The sequence below is a fragment of the Paracidovorax wautersii genome (assembly GCF_900113035.1).
In the GTDB taxonomy this organism is placed as follows: Bacteria; Pseudomonadota; Gammaproteobacteria; order Burkholderiales; family Burkholderiaceae_C; genus Paracidovorax; species Paracidovorax wautersii.
The window spans coordinates 69,163-88,810 of sequence record NZ_FONX01000018.1; the positions used below are offsets into that span (position 1 = coordinate 69,163).

Genomic DNA, 19,648 nt, shown 5'->3' on the forward strand with positions numbered 1-19,648 from the left:
GTCCTGCCTGAAGTCTGGAGAGGTGGGGGCAAGGCCGGGTTGCCGCTCAGAGCGGGCCCAGGCGGTCGAGCAAGGCCAGTGCCTGCTCGAATTCGAAATCGCGGGTGACGCGCTCGAGCGTGTCGAACGTGTCGCCCAGAGCGGCCTGCAGGACGGCGCGGTGCCGTTGCAGGCAGTCCAGCGCGGCCGGGTCGTCGCGGCGCAGCAGTTCGGCCAGCTCGCGCGCGGCCTGCTCCGGCGGCAGTGCATCCGGGCCGGGCGGCACGGTGGGCTCGTGCTGCGGCCGGGTGGCATCGAGCCACTCCTGCAGGCCGCGCAGCAGCACGGACAGCGACAGCGCCATGGCGTCGCGCAGCGGCTCGCGCAGCATGGCCGACTCGCCGGCGCGCAGCGACTGCTCCAGCGCCAGGGCCTGCTCCGCGAGGCCCGCGGCGCCGATGTTGCCGGCCACGGAGCGCAGGGTGTGCATCAGCCGCTCGGCGCGTGGCGTGTCGCCGGTGTGCTCGGCCTCTTCCAGCGCGCGGTCGATGCCGCGCTGGCCCTGCACGAAGCGGCGCAGCATGTCGGCATAGAGCGCGGGCTTGCCCAGCGCGCGCTGCAGGCCCAGGGCCGTGTCGAGCCCCGCAATGCCGCGCGGCAGCACCACCACGGGCGGGCGCGGCACGGCAGGCCCCGCCGCCGCCGCGGGCCTGGCCGAGTGAAGGGCGGCATCCGGAGCCGGCACGGCGCCCGCAGCCTGCGGTTCCGCATGCGGGCGTATCCAGCGCGCCAGCGCCGCCCAGAGGGCCTCCGGCTCGATCGGCTTGGCCACGTGGTCGTTCATGCCGGCGGCGAAGCAGCGCTCGCGGTCTTCCGCCATGGCGTTGGCCGTCATGGCGATGATGGGCAGCGCCGCATGCCGGGGGTCGGCCCGCAGCTGGCGGGTGGCCGTCTCGCCGTCCATCACGGGCATCTGCATGTCCATGAGCACGGCGTGGTAGGACTGGCGGGCGATGCATTCCAGCGCGATCTGCCCGTTGCCGGCCACATCCACCTGCAGGCCGGCGTCGCGCAGCAGCTCCAGCGCCACCAGCTGGTTGAGTTCGTTGTCTTCCACCAGCAGCACGCGCGCACCGCGCAGCGATGCCGGCAGTTCTTCGGGCTGCGGGGTCTGCAGCAGCGGCGCATGGCTGGGCAGCCAGCCGTGCTCCAGCGGCTGCATCAGCGTGTCGTAGAGCACCGATGCGCTGACCGGCTTGACCAGCACCGAGTCGATGCCTTCCTTCTGCGCGGAGCGCAGCAGCTCCTCGCGCCCGTAGGCGGTCACCATCAGCAGCTGCGGCACCTGGTCCAGCCCCAGCGAACGGATGCGGCGGGCCAGTTCGAGCCCGTCCATCACGGGCATCTGCCAGTCCAGCAGCAGCAGCCCGAAGCCGTGCCCGTCGGCCTGCGCCTGCTTGAGCGTGCGCAGCGCCTCCGCCCCGGAATGCACCTGCGTGGCCTCGAAGCCCATGGCCTGCAGCATGTCGGCCAGCACGGCGGCGGCGGTCTCGTTGTCGTCCACCACCAGCACGCGCTGCTCGCGCAGGCCCGCCACCGGCAGCGGGGCCTGCTCGCGCGGCTCGGCGCCGCGCTCCAGCGGCACCGTGACCCAGAAGGACGAGCCCTTGCCCAGCGTGCTTTCGGCCGCGGCCTCGCCACCCATGAGCTCCGCCAGGCTCTTGCAGATGGCCAGGCCCAGCCCCGTGCCGCCGTAGCGGCGGGTGGTGGAGACATCGGCCTGCTGGAAGCTCTGGAAGAGGCGCTCCATCTGCTCCGGGGCGATGCCGATGCCGGTATCGCGCACCTCGAAGCGCAGCAGCACGCGCTGGCCCGAGGATTCGACCAGGCGCACCAGCACGTGGATCTCGCCCTGCTCGGTGAACTTGACGGCGTTGTTGGCGAAGTTGATGAGGATCTGCCCCAGCCGCAGGGCATCGCCCACCAGGTGCTGGGGCACGTCGGAGGCGACATCCAGCACCAGCTCCAGCCCCTTGGCGGCGGCCTTGTAGCCCACCACGTCGGCCACGCCGCCCAGCATGCGGTCGAGCATGAAGGGCTGGCGCTCGACCTGCAGCTTGCCGGCCTCGATCTTGGAGAAGTCGAGGATGTCGTTGATCACGCCCAGCAGGTGCTGGCCGGCCTGCTGGATCTTGGAGACATAGCCCATCTGCCGCGCGTTCAGGCCCGACTTGAGCGCCAGATGCGACATGCCGATGATCGCGTTCATGGGCGTACGGATCTCATGGCTCATGTTGGCCAGGAAGTTGGACTTCAGCGTCGCGGTTTCCTCGGCCAGCTCCTTGGCGCGGCGCAGTTCGATCTCGGCCTCCATGCGCTCGGAGATGTCCACCAGGGTGCCGATCGTGCCGCCCGGCGAGCCGTCGGGCCGGTCGAGCGCATGCAGCCAGAACAGGCTGCGGTGCAGCTTGCCGTCGGCATAGCGCAGATCCCGCTCCATGTGCAGCCACTTGCTGCCGGCCACCATCTCTTCCTCGTAGCGCTTGAGCCGAATGCGCTCCTCCTCGGGCAAGAACGGCAGATCCAGCACGGTCTTGCCGATGTAGTCCTCGCGGCGGATGCCGAAGGCCTCTTCGTAGGCACGGTTGAAACCGATGAAGCGGCCCTGCTCGTCCTTGTAGAAGATCGGCACGGGAATGGCCTCGGTCAGCGCCTGCTGGAAGGCGAGCTGCGAGGCGAGCTGCGCCTGCAGGTCGCGCCGCTCGGTGACGTCCTCGTGCAGGCCCACGATGGCGATGCGCTGGCCGCGCTCGTCGAACACCGGCGACAGCGTGGCCTCGTCGTGAAAGAGCGTGCCGTCCTTGCGGCGGTTGATGAAGTGGCCCTGCCAGGAACGCCCGGCGGTGAGCTGGGCCCACATGTCCTTGAAGGTCTCTGGCGGCGTCTGGCCGCTGGCGACGATGGACGGCTTCTTGCCGCGCACCTCCGGGCGCCGGTAGCCCGTCTTGCGCTCGTACTCCGCATTGACCCATTCGATGCGGCCCTCGGCATCGGTGATGGTGACCGCCACGGGGCTGTTCTCGAGCGCGGCCCCCAGCACGCGGAAGCGCTCGCGCGCCGCCCGCATGCGCCGGCGGTTGCCCACCATGTCCAGCACCATCGCGCCCAGCACCAGGAGGCCGAAGAAGGCCGCGCCCCCGACCCAGAGCCGCTCGCCCAGCGGCATCAGCGCGCCCACGTCGTCCAGCATCACGAGCTGCCAGGGGCCCTCGGGGTCGTTCCAGTCGATGTTGCGCCGGACGATGGCGTAGGGCACGTCGTTGATGAGCGTCTGCTTCGCATCGGCCGTGAAGGGCAGCTCGGAGCCACCGCCCTTGTCGAAGCGGTCGCCGAACTGCCGCAGCGCGCGCACCTGGTCGATGCGCTGCTGCGTGAGCGGCGAGGTCATGGCGTAGAGCCAGTGCGAATCGGTGGCGGCGAACACCACGCCCTGCGGCGACATCAGCAAGACGGGGTGGCCCACACGGTTGAAGCTGCCCTCGAAGGACTCGAAGGCGGCCTTGAACAGCACCACGCCGATGATGGCGCTCGCGCTGGACTCCTTTTCATAGAGCGGCGCCGCGTAATACAGGCCGCGGTCGCCCGACGTGACGCCCACCGCGGCATAGACCGACACGCCGCCCTTGATCGCCTGCTGGAAATAAGGCCGGAAGGCCAGGTTGATCCCCACGGCGGACGGTCCGGCCGTGTCGTGGGCCACCACGGTGCCGTCGGCCGCGAGCACATAGAGGCCGTCGCCCAGGAAGCGCTCGCGCACCAGCGCCAGACGCGACTGGGCGCGCCCCTGGTCCGCCATGGGCTGCCGCAGGGCCATCGCCTTCAGGTCGGGTTCGGCCAGCCCCAGCAGCACGACCGCGCCCAGGATGGGGCCGTTGCTCGTCTGGTTGATCAGCGCGTTCGCCGCGTTCTGGAGGATGAGCGCGCTGTCCTGCACGCGATCGACGGTGCGCACCTCCAGCACGGCCTCGACCAGCAGCGCTGCGCCGGCCAGCGCCACCACCACCACCAGCAGGGCGCCGCGCCACCACCGCAGGGGGCGGTCGAGCGCGCGGCCCAGGAGCGCTCCCGGCGCACCCTCGGCGCGGCGCGGCTGACTCACGCCGGTCTCCCGAAGACGCCGCAGCCGGACTCGGGCGAGGAGGCGTCGCAATGGCGGAATGAAAGCATCACGTTGGAAGAACGGGCGTGGTAGGCAGGGGGGCCGGTGGGCAAGCGATTGCCTATCAGCAAACGGGCATGGATTGTGCGGAGCATGTCAAAACGTTACCCTGCGTGGGCGTCTTTTTTTAACAGTTACTTGACAAAATTCCATGAAGGAGCGCGGCTATCCGACACCGCCCAGCCGTGTTTGCGGCTAGCGTTGCCACACACCCGTTTTACCTGCGCTTCATGTCCGTCGCAGGCACGCTTCGCCTGATCGACGCATCCCCCCCCGCTCCATGCTCGACTCCCTGCAGCTTTCCCCCTGGCTCGCCACCGCCATCGCCGCCCTGATGGCCGCCTCGCTCGCCGCGCTCGGCCATCGCGTCGCCGCCATGGTGGCGCTGCGTGCCACACGGGCCGCGCCGCTGCTCAACGCCGTCGTGCGGGCCTGCGTGCCGGTCATGCGCGTGCTGCTGCCCCTGGTCGCGCTGCAGCTGGTGTGGCATGCGGCCAGCGACGAGCAGCGCTACATCGCAGGCGTGCGCCATCTCAACGGCCTGCTGGTGATCGCCTGCGCCACCTGGCTGGCGATGCGCGCCATCCGCGGGCTGGCGGCGGGCATCATCGCCCGGCACCCGGCCGACGTGGAAGACAACCTGCAGGCCCGGCGCATCGCCACCCAGGCGCGCGTGCTGGCGCGCACCGCCATGTCGGGGATCTTCATGGCCGGGCTGGCGATGATGCTGATGACCTTTCCGGGCGCCCGCCAGGTGGGCGCCAGCCTGCTCGCATCGGCCGGCGTGGTGGGCCTGGTCGCCGGTATCGCGGCACGGCCGGTGTTCAGCAACCTCATCGCCGGCCTGCAGATCGCGCTGGCGCAGCCCATCCGCATCGACGACGTGCTGATCATCGAAGGCGAATGGGGCCGCGTGGAGGAAATCACCGGCACCTACGTGGTGCTGCGGATCTGGGACGAGCGTCGGCTCATCATCCCGCTGCAGTGGTTCATCGAGCACCCCTTCCAGAACTGGACGCGCAACAGCTCGGAGATCCTGGGCACCGTGTTCCTCTACACCGACTACCGCATGCCGCTGGAGCCCCTGCGCGCCGAACTCGACCGCGTGCTCGAGACCGCGCCCGAATGGGACAAGCGCGTGAAGGTGCTGCAGCTGACCGACGTGACCGAGCGCACCATCCAGATCCGCGTGCTGGTCTCGGCGCGCTCTTCGGGCCTGGCCTTCGACCTGCGCTGCCGCGTGCGCGAGGCGCTGGTCACCTTCATCCAGCGCGAATATCCCGACTGCCTGCCCCAGGTGCGCATGCCGGCTGACAGCGTGCCGTCGGATGCGGGGCGCGGCCCGGCGCAGGCCGCCACCTCGCAGCTGCCGTGATGCCACCGCCGCTCCCGCACGGAGCCGGCTACGGGGAACCCCTCAAGGCCAGGTGATCTGCGGCAGCGTTTCGATTTCAGGCCGGGCGAACAGATAGCCCTGGAACACGTTCACGCCCTCGGCATGCAGCCATTGCAGCTCGGCCACCGTCTCCACGCCTTCGGCCAGCGCCTCGATGTGCAGCGACTGGCACACGCCCAGGATGGCCTTGACGATTACCTGGCGCACCGGGTCGGCGTCGATGCCGCGCACCAGGCCCATGTCGATCTTGATCTGGTCGGGCTGGAAATTGGCCAGCAGGCTCAGGCCCGCATAGCCCGCACCGAAATCGTCGATGGCGGTGCGAAAGCCCCGGCGCTTGTAGGACTGCAGAATGTTCTTCAGGTGGGCCTTGTCCACCACGTTCTCCTGCTCGACCACCTCGAAGGCGATGCGCTCGATCGGGAAGCCGCAGCGTTCGGCAGCCATGAGCGTCGCGCGGATGCAGGTCTCGGGCTGATAGACCGCGTTGGGCAGGAAGTTGATGTGCAGCACGCCCTCCATGCCCAGGCGGCTGGCGAGTTCCACCGCCTTGATGCGGCAGAGCTGGTCGAAGGCATAGCGGTTGTCCTGCGTCACGCGCTGCAGCACGCTGTAGGCGCCGCTGCCGTCGGTGCCGCGCACCAGCGCCTCATAGGCCACCGCCTTGCGCAGGCGCAGGTCCACGATGGGCTGGAAGGCCATCGTGAAGGTGAAGTCGAGCGGCTCCGCATCCCGGCACAGGCCGCAGGGCGAAGGGGTGACACCGGCAGAGGCCGCAAACTCGGGCCGAGGGGGTTTGGCGAGCGACATGTGCCAAAGGGTAACAAATCTCGCTAACTGCGTTTGAAGGACAAGACCTCGAATGCAGCTTGCATGCACATCGGCACCTTCCGCGCCATCGGCGAAAATGCCCGGGTGTCCATTCCCCAGTCTTTCATCCAGGAGCTGCTCTCGCGCGTCGACGTGGTCGATGTCGTGGGCCGGTACGTGCCGCTCAAGAAGGCGGGGGCGAACTTCATGGGCCTGTGCCCCTTCCACGGGGAGAAGTCGCCCTCGTTCAGCGTCAGCCCGTCCAAGCAGTTCTTCCACTGCTTCGGCTGCGGCAAGAACGGCAATGCCATCGGCTTCCTGATGGACCATGCCGGCATGGGTTTCGTGGAAGCCGTCCACGACCTGGCCCAGCAGACCGGCCTGCAGGTGCCCGACGACCACGTCTCTCCCCAGGAACGCGAACGCGCCGCTGCCCAGCGGCAGAAGCAGGCCACGCTGACCGACGTGCTGGAAAAGGCGGGCGAATCCTGGCGCCGCCACCTGCGCGATTCGTCCCGGGCCATCGCCTACTTCAAGGGCCGGGGCGTGTCGGGCGCGGTGGCCAAGCGCTACGGCCTGGGCTATGCGCCCGAAGGCTGGCGCGGCCTGGCCAGCGTGTTCCCGCAATACGACGACCCGCTGCTGGAAGAAAGCGGCCTGGTCATCGTCAACGAGGAAGACGGCGGCAAGCGCTACGACCGCTTCCGCGACCGGGTGATGTTCCCGATCCGCAACGTCAAGGGCGAATGCATCGGCTATGGCGGCCGGGTGCTGGGCGACGAAAAACCCAAGTACCTCAATTCGCCCGAAACGCCGGTGTTCCACAAGGGGCGCGAGCTCTACGGCCTCTATGAAGCCCGCACGGCGATCCGCGAACACGGCTTCGCGCTCGTCACAGAAGGCTACATGGACGTGGTGGCGCTGGCCCAGCTCGGCTTTCCCAATGCCGTCGCCACCCTGGGCACGGCCTGCACGGCCGAGCACGTCCACAAGCTGTTCCGCTTCACCGACATGGTGGTCTTCAGCTTCGACGGCGACGCGGCCGGCCGCCGTGCCGCGCGCAAGGCGCTGGACGGCGCCCTGCCCTATGCCAGCGACACGCGCAGCGTGAAATTCCTGTTCCTGCCGGCAGAGCACGATCCCGACAGCTTCATCCGCGAATACGGCACCGACGCCTTCGCGCGCCATGTGGGCGACGCCATGCCACTGAGCCGCTTCCTGGTCGAAGCCGCGCGCGAAGGCTGCGACCTGGGCACGGCGGAAGGCCGCGCCCACATGCTGAGCAACGCCCGCCCGCTGTGGTCCGCGCTGCCCGACGGCGCGCTGAAGCGCCAGTTGCTCTCCGAGCTGGGCGAACTCGGCCAGCTGAACGCCAAGGACCTTGCCGAACTCTGGCAGCAGACCGGCGCGCAGGATGCGGCCCGCAGCGGCGGTGGCAGTGGCGGCGGCACGGCCCGGCCGGCGCAGGAAGAATACGCCCCCTATGCCGACGAACCGCCCTGGGGCCAGGGCTCCGGCGCCGACGGCGGCTGGCACCCGGGGGCCGAATCCGGCGCCCCGAGCTACCCGCGAAAACCCTTCAACAAGGGCGGAGACTGGAAGAAAGGCGACTGGAAAAGCCGCTGGAAGAAGGACGACCGCCCGGCCCAGCCGCCGCTGCCGCGCACCCCGCTCGCCAGCCGAGCCGACCACGCGGCGCGGCTGCTGCTCTCGCATATGGAATTCATGGAAGAGCTGTCGCACGAAGACCATGCGACGCTCTGCGCCCAGCCCGCGCCCCACGGCCCGCTCTTCACCTGGCTGGAAGGCCAGCTGCACGAGCACGGCCCCCAGCCCTGGGCCCTGCTGCTCGAAAGCCTGCGCGGCCACGCCTGCGCCGCCACGGCCGAACGCGTGATGACCGGCTCGCACGCCCAGACCGAAGGCGACACGGCCGAGCTGCGCGGCGAACTGCGCGGCCTGCTCGACCGCATGCTCATCGAAGACTTCATGCAGCAGCAAAAGGAGCTGGTCACGCGCATCACCCGCGAGCCGGACGCCCTGGCGCGCTACCAGGCGCTGGAGCAGCGCATCAAGGAACTGCGCGGCATCCCCCTGCGCGCCGCCTGACGCGCCTAGCGGACCTGCAGCTTTATTGCAACCCTTGAAATCGGCCGTGCCGGTATAATGTAGGGTTCACCGGCAAGAGCGACAGCAATACCTCCGGCCCCGGGGCAACCGTGACGAACGCGCACAACCGCCCCACCTGCCGCAAGGACTGCACACCAAATGTTCGCCCAGACATCTTGCCACCGAGAACCTTGAGCCCTCTTCACTGCTCTGAAGAGGCTCGTGGCGTTCTCCAGCCGCGCGGGCAGCGAGCCCGCGCCGTGCCACCCGCGCCGGGAAATAGTGGCGCTTGCGTTTTCTTTGTGTGTCCGTCTTTGATCCTTGAGGTTGTCCATGCCCGTTCAAAAGTCCGCGAAGTCGCCCAAGTCCGCCGCAGCCCCCGCCGCCAAGGCCGTTTCAAAATCCGCTGCGCCAGCCTCCGCGAAAGCCGTGGCCGCTCCGTCCGCCGCCGGTGCCGCAGCCAACAAGACCAAGACCGTACCTGTGAAAAGTTCTGCCGAGCTCATCAAAGCTGCCGATGAATTGCTGAAGAAAAAGCCCGCCCGCGCCAAGGCGGCTCCTGCCGCCGACGCCGCAGGCGACGACGAAGCCGCGCCCAAGAAGCGCCCGGGCCGCCCGGCCAAGGCCGCCGGCACCGCCGCCGCAGCCAAGACGCCGGCCAAGCGCGGCCGCAAGCCCAAGGCAGCAGCCGACTCCGACGTCGCGGACGATGCCGACCTGTCCGACATCGAAGCGGACCTCGAAGGCGAGGTCGAGGCCGAACCCGAAGCCGCCGCAGCCGCCCCGGCCGAGAAGGTCAAGCCGCTGCGCATGAAGATCAGCAAAGCCAAGGAACGCGCGCTGATGAAGGAATTCGGCCTGGACGAAACCGTCCTGTCCGAAGAAGACCTGGCCAAGCGCCGCTCGCGCCTGAAGACCCTGATCACGCTGGGCAAGACGCGCGGCTACCTCACGCAGGTCGAAATCTCCGACCACTTGCCCGACAAGCTGGTCGATGCCGAGACCATGGAAGTCGTGGTCACCATGCTCAACGACATGGGTGTGGCCGTGTACGAGCAGACGCCCGATGCCGAAACGCTGTTCCAGAACAACGTGACGCCCACGGCCGCCACCGTCGAGGAAGCCGAAGAAGAAGCCGAAGCCGCGCTCTCCACCGTGGACAGCGAATTCGGCCGCACCACCGACCCGGTCCGCATGTACATGCGCGAAATGGGCACCGTGGAGCTGCTGACCCGCGAAGGCGAAATCGAGATCGCCAAGCGCATCGAAGGCGGCCTGCAGGCCATGATGGAAGCCATCAGCGCCTCGCCCGCCACCATCGCCGAGATCCTGGCCATGGGCGAGGAGATCCGTGAGGGCAAGGTCGTCATCTCCACCATCGTGGACGGCTTCTCCAACCCCAACGAAGCCGACGACTACGTGGCCGAAGAAGACTTCGACGAATTCGACGAAGAGGACGACGACGACGGCAAGGGCGGCTCCAAGGCGCTGACCAAGAAGCTCGAAGAACTCAAGCGCGAGGCGCTCTCGCGCTTCGACACCATGCGCGAGCTGTTCGAGAAGGTCCACAAGATCTACGACAAGGAAGGCTACGGCACGCCCGCCTACATGAAGGCCCAGCAGGCCCTGTCGGCAGAGCTGATGACCATCCGCTTCACCGCCAAGACCATCGAGAAGCTGTGCGACATGGTGCGCGGCCAGGTGGACGACGTGCGCAAGAAGGAACGCGAGCTGCGCCGCATCATCGTGGACAAGTGCGGCATGCCGCAGGATGTGTTCATCAAGGAATTCCCGCCCAACCTGCTGAACCTCAAGTGGGTCGAGAAGCAGGCCGCGGCCGGCAAGCCCTGGAGCACCGTGCTGCAGCGCAACATCCCGCCCGTGCAGGAACTGCAGCAGCGCCTGATGGACCTGCAGTCGCGCGTGGTGGTGCCGCTGACCGAGCTCAAGAGCATCAACAAGCGCATGAACGAGGGCGAATCGTCCTCGCGCGATGCCAAGAAGGAAATGATCGAGGCCAACCTGCGCCTCGTGATCTCCATCGCCAAGAAGTACACCAACCGCGGCCTGCAGTTCCTGGATCTGATCCAGGAAGGCAACATCGGCCTGATGAAGGCGGTGGACAAGTTCGAATACCGCCGCGGCTACAAGTTCTCGACCTACGCCACGTGGTGGATCCGCCAGGCCATCACCCGCTCGATCGCCGACCAGGCGCGGACCATCCGCATCCCGGTCCACATGATCGAGACCATCAACAAGATGAACCGCATCTCGCGCCAGCATCTGCAGGAATTCGGCTTCGAGCCGGATGCCTCCATCCTGGCCGCGAAGATGGAGATCCCTGAGGACAAGATCCGCAAGATCATGAAGATCGCCAAGGAGCCGATCTCCATGGAAACGCCGATCGGCGACGACGACGACAGCCACCTGGGCGACTTCATCGAGGACGGCGCCAACACCGCCCCCATCGATGCCGCCATGCAGGCCGGCCTGCGCGACGTGGTGAAAGACATCCTGGACGGCCTCACCCCGCGTGAAGCCAAGGTGCTGCGCATGCGCTTCGGCATCGAGATGTCCACCGACCACACGCTGGAAGAAGTGGGCAAGCAGTTCGACGTGACCCGCGAACGCATCCGCCAGATCGAAGCCAAGGCGCTGCGCAAGCTCAAGCACCCGAGCCGCAGCGACAAGCTGCGCAGCTTCATCGACTCGCTCTGATCAGGCGATCCAGCCGCAAGGCAGGCCCCGCCTGCCTTGAGCGCGATCCCAAGCCCCGTGCCCACCGGCCGGGGCTTTTTTCATTTCAGCACGGCTGCAGCGCCCAATGCCGCGCCCGGCAGCCGGCTGCCCTCACTTCTTGCGCTTGTTCTTGGCGCCGCCCTGGCGCGCCTTGAAGCGGGGGTTGGACTTGCAGATCACATACGTGCGCCCACGGCGCGTGACGACCTGGCAATCACGATGGCGTTTCTTGGCTTCCTTGAGGGAGGAGAGGACTTGCATGAGGCGATACGCAGCAGGCTGCGAGGTAGGTGGAAAGGGAGCGCGAGTCTAGCACCAAATGAGATTGATTATCATTTGATAGCGATCCAAACATCCCGGAGCCAGCCCGAGGAAATCCATGAACGCACTTCCCGCCCCTCTTCCTTGCCTGCCGAATCATCACCCGTCCTTGCCGACGGCAGGCGCGTTCAGCACGAAACCGCTGGAGTTCGAGACGCTCGGCGGCCCCTGGCCATGAAGCCCCTCCTCGCGCTGATCGGCTTCGTGCACTGGAAAGGCATCTCCCGACGCTCCGATGCAGCAAGAAGGCGGGCATTTTTTACGCCCGCCCGCTGATTGACATCAAAGCTATGGGCATTGCGGGAAAATACCACTTGCAACAAAACAAAAGAGGAATATTCCATGAACGTAGAACAGCAGCCTCATTCCGGCGGGCGATCCCGCTGGGCCGCAAGGCTGGTCGGCGCCCTGAGCGTCATCTTCGGCCTCGCCTTCCTGGGCGGCGGCCTCTATCTGGCACGGCTCGGTGGCAGCCTGTACTTCGCGCCGGCAGGCCTGGCCATGCTGGTGGCCGGCGTGCTGCTGTGGCGCGGCCGCACCTCCGGTGCCTGGCTCTACGCCCTGACGCTGGCCGCCAGCGTGGTGTGGGCCCTCGTCGATGCGGGCTGGTCTTTCTGGCCGCTCTTCTCGCGCCTCTTCGCGCTGGGCGTGCTCGGCCTGCTGGTGGCGCTGGTCTACCCCAGCCTCGCCGCACCGCGCGGCCGCCGTGCCTATGGCGTGGCCGGCGTGCTGGCCGTGGTGCTGGTGGCTGCCTTCGGTGGCATGTTCGTGCCGCACCCCTCCGTGGCCGCCAACGGCCAGGGCCCGGGCCTCACGCCCGTGGACCCGGCCCAGGCCCAGAAGAACTGGGAAAACTACGGCAACACCAACGGCGGCAGCCGCTTCGCCGCGCTGGACCAGATCAACCGCAGCAACGTGAACCAGCTCGAAGTGGCCTGGACGTACCGCACGGGCGACATCGCCATCAGCAACGGCAACGGTGCCGAAGACCAGACCACGCCGCTGCAGATCGGTGACCGCATCTATCTCTGCACGCCGCACAACGACCTGATCGCACTGGAGGCCGACACCGGCCACGAAATCTGGAAGCGTGCGATCAATGCGAAATCCTCCGTCTGGCAGCGCTGCCGGGGCCTGGCCTATTTCGACGCCAAGGCCGCCCTGCCGCCCGTCACCACGGCCGGCGCCACGCCCGTGCAGCCGGTGGCCCTGCCCGCCGGTGCCAACTGCCAGCGCCGCATCCTCACCAACACCATCGATGCCCGCCTGATCGCCGTCGATGCCGACACGGGCGAGTTCTGCCAGGGCTTCGGCACCAACGGCCAGGTGGACCTGAAGGCCGGCCTGGGCGCTGCGCCCGATCCGTTCTACCAGCTCACCTCGCCGCCCCTGATGGCCGGCACCACGGTGGTGGTGGGCGGCCGCGTGGCCGACAACGTGCAGGCCGACATGCCCGGCGGCGTGATCCGCGGCTTCGACGTCATCACCGGCCAGATGCGCTGGGCGTTCGACCCGGGCAACCCGGAAGACAAGAAGGCTCCCGCCGATGGCAAGAGCTACGTGCGCAGCACGCCGAACTCGTGGGCGCCGATGTCCTACGACGCGGCCATGAACACCGTCTTCCTGCCCATGGGCAGCCCCTCGACCGACCTGTACGGCGCCGAGCGCACCGCCCTGAACCACAAGTACGGCGCCTCCATCCTCGCGGTGGACGCCTCCACGGGCGCCGAGAAGTGGGTCTATCAGACGGTCCACAACGACCTCTGGGACTTCGACCTGCCGATGCAGCCGAGCTTCGTCGATTTCCCCGTCGAGGGTGGCCGCACCGTGCCGGCCCTCGCCATCGGCACCAAGGCCGGCCAGATCTACGTGCTGGACCGCGCCACCGGCAAGCCGCTGACCGAAGTGAAGGAAACGCCGGTCAAGACGGCCGACATCCCCGGCGAGCAGTACTCCACCACCCAGCCGCGCTCGGTGGGCATGCCGCAGATCGGCGCGCAGACGCTGACCGAGTCCGACATGTGGGGCGCCACGCCGTTCGACCAGCTGCTGTGCCGCATCGCCTTCAAGAAGATGCGCTATGAAGGCCTCTACACCGCACCGGGCACGGACGTGTCCCTCAGCTTCCCCGGCTCGCTGGGCGGCATGAACTGGGGCGGCCTGTCGGTGGACCCGGTGCATGGCTTCCTGTTCGCCAACGACATGCGCCTGGGCCTGTGGGTGCAGATGATCCCGTCGGCCAACCGCGGCGGCACCGCCGGCGGCGGCGAAGCCGTCAACACCGGCATGGGCGCCGTGCCGCTCAAGGGCACGCCGTATGCGGTCAACAAGAACCGCTTCCTGTCGGTGGCCGGCATTCCCTGCCAGGCACCGCCCTACGGCACGCTCACGGCCATCGACCTGAAGACCCGCCAGGTCGCCTGGCAGGTGCCGGTCGGCACGGTGGAAGACACCGGCCCCATGGGCGTGAAGATGCACATGCCCATCCCCATCGGCATGCCCACGCTGGGCGGCACGCTGGCCACGCAAGGCGGCCTGGTGTTCATCGCCGGCACGCAGGACTACTACCTGCGCGCCTTCGACAGCAGCAACGGCAAGGAAGCCTGGAAGGGCCGCCTGCCCGTGGGCAGCCAGGGCGGCCCGATGACCTACCAGTCGGCCAAGACCGGCCGCCAGTACGTGGTGATCACCGCCGGCGGCGCACGCCAGTCGCCCGACCGCGGCGACTACGTGATCGCCTACGCGCTGCCCGCCAAGCGCTGAGGCATAGAAGCCCCAAGGCGCGGCCCAGGCCGCGCCCCAACGCCTGCTAGAAGGCCTGCCGTCCGGCAACGACGGCAGGCCTTTTTTTCGCCCGTATCCGGCGGCGCCTGCACGCCAGCGCCGCCAGGCAGGCAGGCAGGCAGGCAGGCAGGCAGGCACCCCATCAGCAAAACGCATCGCTCGGGCGCCCATCGGCATTGGCGCGGCATGGGCATCGCCGCAATACTGCAGTCGGCGAGGCTGCGTGGGCCTGGAGGGTCACCACCCCCACACAGCCAAGCCAGCGAAAGAAGAGAAGAGCCCCCACAACGACCCGGCACAGCCGACAGACACAACGCGCCAATGCGCCCCGCGGATGCGGCCCCGGGCACAGAGACAACCTGATCCCACGAGGACTTGTATGACAGACATCCGAAAGAACATGGATGAAGGCGCGATGACGTCCTTCCAGTGGCTGGCCGTCGCCATCTGCACCCTGCTCATCATGCTGGACGGCTTCGACGTGCTGGTCATGGCCTTCACGGCCTCGTCCGTCGCGGCCGAATGGAAGCTGGGCGGAGCGCAGCTCGGCGTGCTGTTCAGCGCGGGGCTGATCGGCATGGCGATCGGCTCGCTGCTGATCGCGCCGCTGGCCGACCGGTATGGCCGCCAGCCCGTCATCCTGCTGTGCCTGGCCATCGTGTCGCTGGGCATGCTGCTGTCGGCCGCCGCGCGCAACCATGCCGAACTGGCGGCGCTGCGGGGCATCACCGGCCTGGGCATCGGCGGCATGCTGGCGAGCGTGGGGGTGATCACGGCGGAGTATTCGTCCAGCAAATGGCGCAGCACAGCCATCGCGCTGCAGGCCACGGGCTATCCGATCGGCGCCACGCTGGGCGGGCTCATGGCCGCCTGGCTGCTGGGCCACCACGGCTGGCGCTCGGTCTTCGTGTTCGGCGGGCTCACCACGGCACTGATGGTGCCCATCGTGCTGTGGCGCCTGCCCGAGTCGGTGGACTTCCTCATCAGCCGCCGCCCGTCCGGCGCACTCGGCAAGCTCAACCGGCTGATGGCGCTCATGGGCCGCCCCGCCCTGCAGCAGTTGCCGGCCCCCGCACGCGGCAGCCAGGCCGCGCAAGGCGGCAACACGGTGGCGGCGCTTTTCCGCAACGGGCTGGCCCGCCCCACGCTGATGCTGTGGATCGGCTTCTTCCTGCTGATGTTCAACGTCTATTTCTCGCTGAGCTGGACGCCCAAGCTGCTGGTGCAGGCGGGCCTCTCGGCCCAGCAGGGCGTGACCGGCGGCGTGCTGCTGAACCTGGGCGGCATCGCGGGCGGCAGCCTCTTCGGCCTGCTGGCGCTCAAGGCCAAGCTGAGGCACCTGGCCATCGGCAGCCTACTGCTCAACGCCCTCTTCACCGCGCTGTTCGGCATGGCCTCGGCCAGCCTGGGCTGGGCCTTCGCCGCGGCCGTCGGCATGGGCATCTTCCTGTTCGCCTGCATGGCGGGGCTCTACGGGCTGGTGCCCTCCACCTACCCGGCCGAAGTGCGCGCCACCGGCATGGGCTGGACCATCGGCATCGGCCGCCTGGGAGCCATCCTCTCGCCCACCATGGCCGGCCTGCTGCTGGACCGTGGCTGGCAGCCCGCCTCGCTCTACTACGTGTTCGCCCTGCCGCTCATCGCCGCCGCGCTGGCGGTGATGGCCACGGGTGCCGGCCGCAGTGCGCTGCCGCGCGGGCAGGTGGCCGGCGCGCACTGACGACCGATGCCCCACTCTCTGCCTGACTGAATCTGGAGAACCCTGCATGAGCTCCCCCTGCCTGGTGCTGCTGCCCGGCCTGCTGTGCGACGACGCCGTCTGGCGCGAGCAGGCCCAAGCCCTTGATTTCGCCGACTGCATCGTGCCCTCGTATGGCGACTGTTCGAGCATCGAAGCCATGGCCCGCCGGGTGCTGGAGCGCGTGGCAGCGCCCCGCTTCGCGCTCGCCGGCCACTCCATGGGCGGACGCGTGGCGCTGGCGATGGCCGGCATGGCGCCCGAACGCATCGAACGCATCGCCCTGCTCGATACCGGCATGGAGCCCATCGCGCCCGGCGAGGCCGGCACCGCCGAACGCGACAAGCGCATGGCGCTGCTGCAGACCGCGCGCACGCACGGCATGCGTGCCATGGGCTCGCAGTGGGCGCGAGGCATGGTCCACCCGGACCGGCTGGACACGCCGCTCTTCGCCGAGGTGCTGGACATGGTGGCGCGCTTCACGCCCGACGTGTTCGCCGCGCAGATCGAGGCCCTGCTGAACCGCCCCGACGCCAGCCCCGTGCTGCAGCGCCTGCGGTGCCCCACCCTGCTGGCCTGCGGCCGGCAGGACAGCTGGAGCCCCCTGGCGCGCCACGAGCGCATGCAAGCCCTCTGCCCAGGGTCGGAACTGGTGGTGATCGAAGACAGCGGCCACATGAGCACCATGGAGCAGCCCGCGCAGGTCAGCCGCGCCCTGGCCACGTGGATGCAGCGCTGAAGGCCCCCACTGAGCGGCAGGGCCTGCGCCCGCCCTAGGCAGGCCGGTTGCCCGCCGCCTCAAGGCAGGCCTGCATGAACAGCTCCAGATCGGGCGAGGCCACGCTCAAGGCGCGCGTCGCCAGCCCGATGCGCCGGCGCGTGGAAGGCAGCGCCACCGGAACGATCGCCAGCTGCCCGCCATGGTCGTGCTGCAGCGATTCGCCGTGCGATGCCAGCGCCAGCCGGCCGGTCTGCAGCACGAAGGCCTGCGTCATCACCGGGCTGCTGGCGCGCAGGTCGCCACGCGGGGGCGCCAGCCCATGGCTGGCGAAGAGCCGCACCAGGGCATGGTCCGCCGGCGTGCCCGGCAGGGGCGTCACCCAGGGCCACTGCAGCAGATCGGCCAGCTGCAGGCGCTTGCGGCGCAGGGCCGCATGGCCTGCGGGCGCCACCACCACCAGATCGTCGTCCAACAGGTGCAGCTGCCGCACCTCGCCAGCCGGCGCATCCGCGCGCAGGGCGCCGGCGATGGCGTCGATGTCTGCGCCCAGCAGCTGCTGCATGAGGCTTTCGTAGGTGCCGTCCACGATGGCGACCTCGATGTCGGGGTGGCGCGCCGCCAGATCCTCCACCGCACGCGGCAGGAAGATGCCCACCGAGAGCGGCAGCACGCCCACCACCACGCGGCCCCGGACGGCGCCGCGCCAGGCGGACAGATCGCTGTCCATGCCCCGCAGCTCGGCCAGCGCCAGCTTCACGCGGCGCAGCAGCGCCTCGCCCGCGGGCGTCAGCCGGGTGCCGAAGGCGAGCTTGTAGAAGAGCGGCAGGGCCAGGGCGTCTTCCAGTCCCGCCAACGCCGCATGCACTGCCGGCTGGCCGATGCCCAGGCGCCGCGCGGCCAGGGATTCGCTGCCGCAGCCGGCGATCGCCACCAGGGCGCGCAGCTGCCCGGCGGGCACGGTGTCGGCGAACCGCGGCGGCGCCGGCACGCGGCGGCGGTTGCTGCCCGGCGCGGCCACGGCCGCCGCATGCGCCTCGGCCGCGCCGCTGACCAGGTGCGCCAGCAGGGCCTCGGTACGTGCAGCCAGCTGGCTGCCGGGGGCAGTCGGCATCATGCCGCGCGCGCCGCGCTGGAAGAGCGGCACGCCGCAGGCGGCTTCCAGCTGCTGCACCGCCCGCGCCACGGCCGGCTGCGACAGATGCATGGCCCGGGCGGCGTGCGTGGTGCTGCCGTGGCGGACCACGCCCAGCAAGGCCCGCAGCGGGCGCAGCTGCGCTGCCAGCGCCGGAAAGCCCTGGGCATCGCCGATCGCCGAAGCGGGCCGCGGGGCGGAAGACGGAGTCATGGCGTCGTGAGAAAAGCGGGAGGAATCGAGGGACGGCGGGGCGAGGGGCGTGAGGACCCTGGGGAATTCTTCCATAAGCCCGGCACATCGCTCGCAGGGGCGCACCCGGTGGCCCCACGCCACCTCACCCGCCCAGCAGCGCGCCCCGCTCCGTCGTACGATCCTCCCCGCCCTTGAGGAGAAGAGCCCCATGACCACACCGCAGCCCACCGACGCGACCGCCTCCATCGCAGCCCCGCTGCTGCGCATAGCCGTGATGGGCGCCGGTGCCGTCGGCTGCTACTTCGGCGCCCTGCTGGCGCGGGCCGGCCATGCGGTCACGCTGATCGGCCGGCAGGCGCATGTCGAAGCCATCCGCGCGCACGGCCTGCGGCTGCAGACCGCCGCGCTGGACGAATACGTGCCCATGGCGGCCGGCACCACCCCCGACGCGGTGCGCGGCGCCGACGTGGTGCTGTTCTGCGTCAAATCCACCGACACCGAAGACGCCGCCCGCCAGATCCGCCCGCACCTCGCGCCCGGCGCGCTGGTGCTCACGCTGCAGAACGGCGTGGACAACGACGAACGCGTGCGTACCGTTCTGGGCGATGCGCACCCCGTGGCCGCCGCCGTGGTCTATGTCGCCACCGAAATGGCGGGCCCCGGCCACGTGCGCCACCACGGCCGGGGCGAGCTGGTGATCGCGCCCTCGCCCGCCAGCGCCACCGTCGCGCAGCAATTCAGCGCGGCCGGCATCGCCACGGAAGTGTCCGGCAACGAGCGCGGCGCGCTCTGGGCCAAGCTGGTCATCAACTGCGCCTACAACGCCCTCTCGGCGCTGGCGCAGCAGCCCTACGGCCGGCTGATGCAGACGACCGGCGTGGCCGACGTGATCGAAGACGTGGTGGCCGAATGCCTGGCCGTGGCGGAGGCGGACGGCATCCGCATTCCGGGCGATGTGCGCGCCGCCGTGCGCGGCATCGTGGCGACCATGCCGGGGCAGCTCTCATCCACCGCGCAAGACCTTGCCCGGGGCAAGCCCAGCGAGATCGACCACCTCAACGGCTATGTGGTGCAGCGCGGCAAGGCGCTGGGAGTGGCGACGCCGGTGAACCAGGCGCTCTGGGTGCTGGTGAAGGTGGTGGAGGCCGGCAAGCAGGGCTAGATGTGAAGCTTCAATAGGTTGTATCCGGTGTTCATCCTGGTTGGATTTGAGAGACTGGAAGTCGCCAAACACCCAATCGACTCAGGACACCCAACCGGATGAACACCCATAAGCATGCCCGACTTACCTTCGCCCGCCGACTTGAGATGGTTCAACAGATGACCATTCATGGCCAGGACGCCGCCCAGGCAGCTCTCGCCCAAGGCGTCACCGCTCAGACAGCCAGGAAGTGGCTGGGCCGGTATCTGAGCGGTGGCGAAGCCGCCCTGGCCGATGCATCCTCCAGACCAACGCGCTCGCCCCGGGCCATCGACGAATCCAAGGCGCTGCTCATCGTCGAGTT

12 protein-coding genes are annotated in these 19,648 nt (G+C 69.0%); 8 read left to right on the forward strand and 4 right to left on the reverse strand.

Annotated elements, in window-relative coordinates:
• Window positions 1-46: 46 nt before the first annotated feature.
• A complete protein-coding gene (locus BM070_RS20690; protein WP_092941464.1) occupies window positions 47-4,138 on the reverse strand; it encodes a response regulator in 4,092 nt (1,363 codons plus the stop codon).
• Between the two features lie 340 nt (window positions 4,139-4,478).
• On the opposite strand from BM070_RS20690, the gene BM070_RS20695 reads away from it, so the two are divergent.
• Entirely contained in the window at window positions 4,479-5,573 is a 1,095-nt protein-coding gene (locus tag BM070_RS20695) for a mechanosensitive ion channel family protein (protein WP_092941466.1), read from the forward strand.
• 42 nt (window positions 5,574-5,615) lie between these two features.
• Here the strand turns inward: BM070_RS20695 and BM070_RS20700 are convergent, their stop codons facing one another.
• Window positions 5,616-6,404, reverse strand: a complete 789-nt coding sequence (locus tag BM070_RS20700; RefSeq protein WP_217648961.1) for an EAL domain-containing protein — start codon at window positions 6,402-6,404, stop codon at window positions 5,616-5,618.
• A gap of 105 nt (window positions 6,405-6,509) precedes the next feature.
• Here BM070_RS20700 and dnaG point away from each other — a divergent pair, with 105 nt between their 5' ends.
• Window positions 6,510-8,513, forward strand: coding sequence for a DNA primase (gene dnaG / locus BM070_RS20705; RefSeq protein WP_092941490.1), 2,004 nt, complete (start codon window positions 6,510-6,512; stop codon window positions 8,511-8,513).
• A gap of 333 nt (window positions 8,514-8,846) precedes the next feature.
• A complete protein-coding gene (gene rpoD / locus BM070_RS20710; RefSeq protein ID WP_092941470.1) occupies window positions 8,847-11,231 on the forward strand; it encodes an RNA polymerase sigma factor RpoD in 2,385 nt (794 codons plus the stop codon).
• A 132-nt stretch (window positions 11,232-11,363) separates the two neighbouring features.
• Here the strand turns inward: rpoD and ykgO are convergent, their stop codons facing one another.
• Window positions 11,364-11,513: a type B 50S ribosomal protein L36 gene (gene ykgO / locus BM070_RS20715; protein ID WP_092941472.1), complete on the reverse strand. Its 150-nt coding sequence runs from the start codon at window positions 11,511-11,513 to the stop codon at window positions 11,364-11,366.
• A 402-nt stretch (window positions 11,514-11,915) separates the two neighbouring features.
• Between ykgO and BM070_RS20720 the strand changes: the two genes are divergently transcribed.
• The 3 genes from BM070_RS20720 to BM070_RS20730 all read left to right on the forward strand — a co-directional run bounded on the left by BM070_RS20720 (window position 11,916) and on the right by BM070_RS20730 (window position 16,834).
• A complete protein-coding gene (locus tag BM070_RS20720) occupies window positions 11,916-14,336 on the forward strand; it encodes a glucose/quinate/shikimate family membrane-bound PQQ-dependent dehydrogenase (protein WP_092941474.1) in 2,421 nt (806 codons plus the stop codon).
• 400 nt (window positions 14,337-14,736) lie between these two features.
• Window positions 14,737-16,077, forward strand: a complete 1,341-nt coding sequence (locus BM070_RS20725; RefSeq protein WP_092941476.1) for an MFS transporter — start codon at window positions 14,737-14,739, stop codon at window positions 16,075-16,077.
• A 46-nt stretch (window positions 16,078-16,123) separates the two neighbouring features.
• On the forward strand, window positions 16,124-16,834 hold the full coding sequence (locus BM070_RS20730) for an alpha/beta fold hydrolase (protein WP_092941478.1): 711 nt from the start codon (window positions 16,124-16,126) through the stop codon (window positions 16,832-16,834).
• Between the two features lie 34 nt (window positions 16,835-16,868).
• Here BM070_RS20730 and BM070_RS20735 read toward each other — a convergent pair whose 3' ends face one another.
• Window positions 16,869-18,161, reverse strand: coding sequence for a LysR family transcriptional regulator (locus BM070_RS20735; RefSeq protein ID WP_092941480.1), 1,293 nt, complete (start codon window positions 18,159-18,161; stop codon window positions 16,869-16,871).
• 190 nt (window positions 18,162-18,351) lie between these two features.
• Here BM070_RS20735 and BM070_RS20740 point away from each other — a divergent pair, with 190 nt between their 5' ends.
• Entirely contained in the window at window positions 18,352-19,305 is a 954-nt protein-coding gene (locus tag BM070_RS20740; RefSeq protein WP_092941482.1) for a ketopantoate reductase family protein, read from the forward strand.
• Between the two features lie 98 nt (window positions 19,306-19,403).
• A partial coding sequence (locus BM070_RS20745) for a leucine zipper domain-containing protein (RefSeq protein ID WP_139222777.1) occupies window positions 19,404-19,648 on the forward strand: 245 nt, incomplete at its 3' end.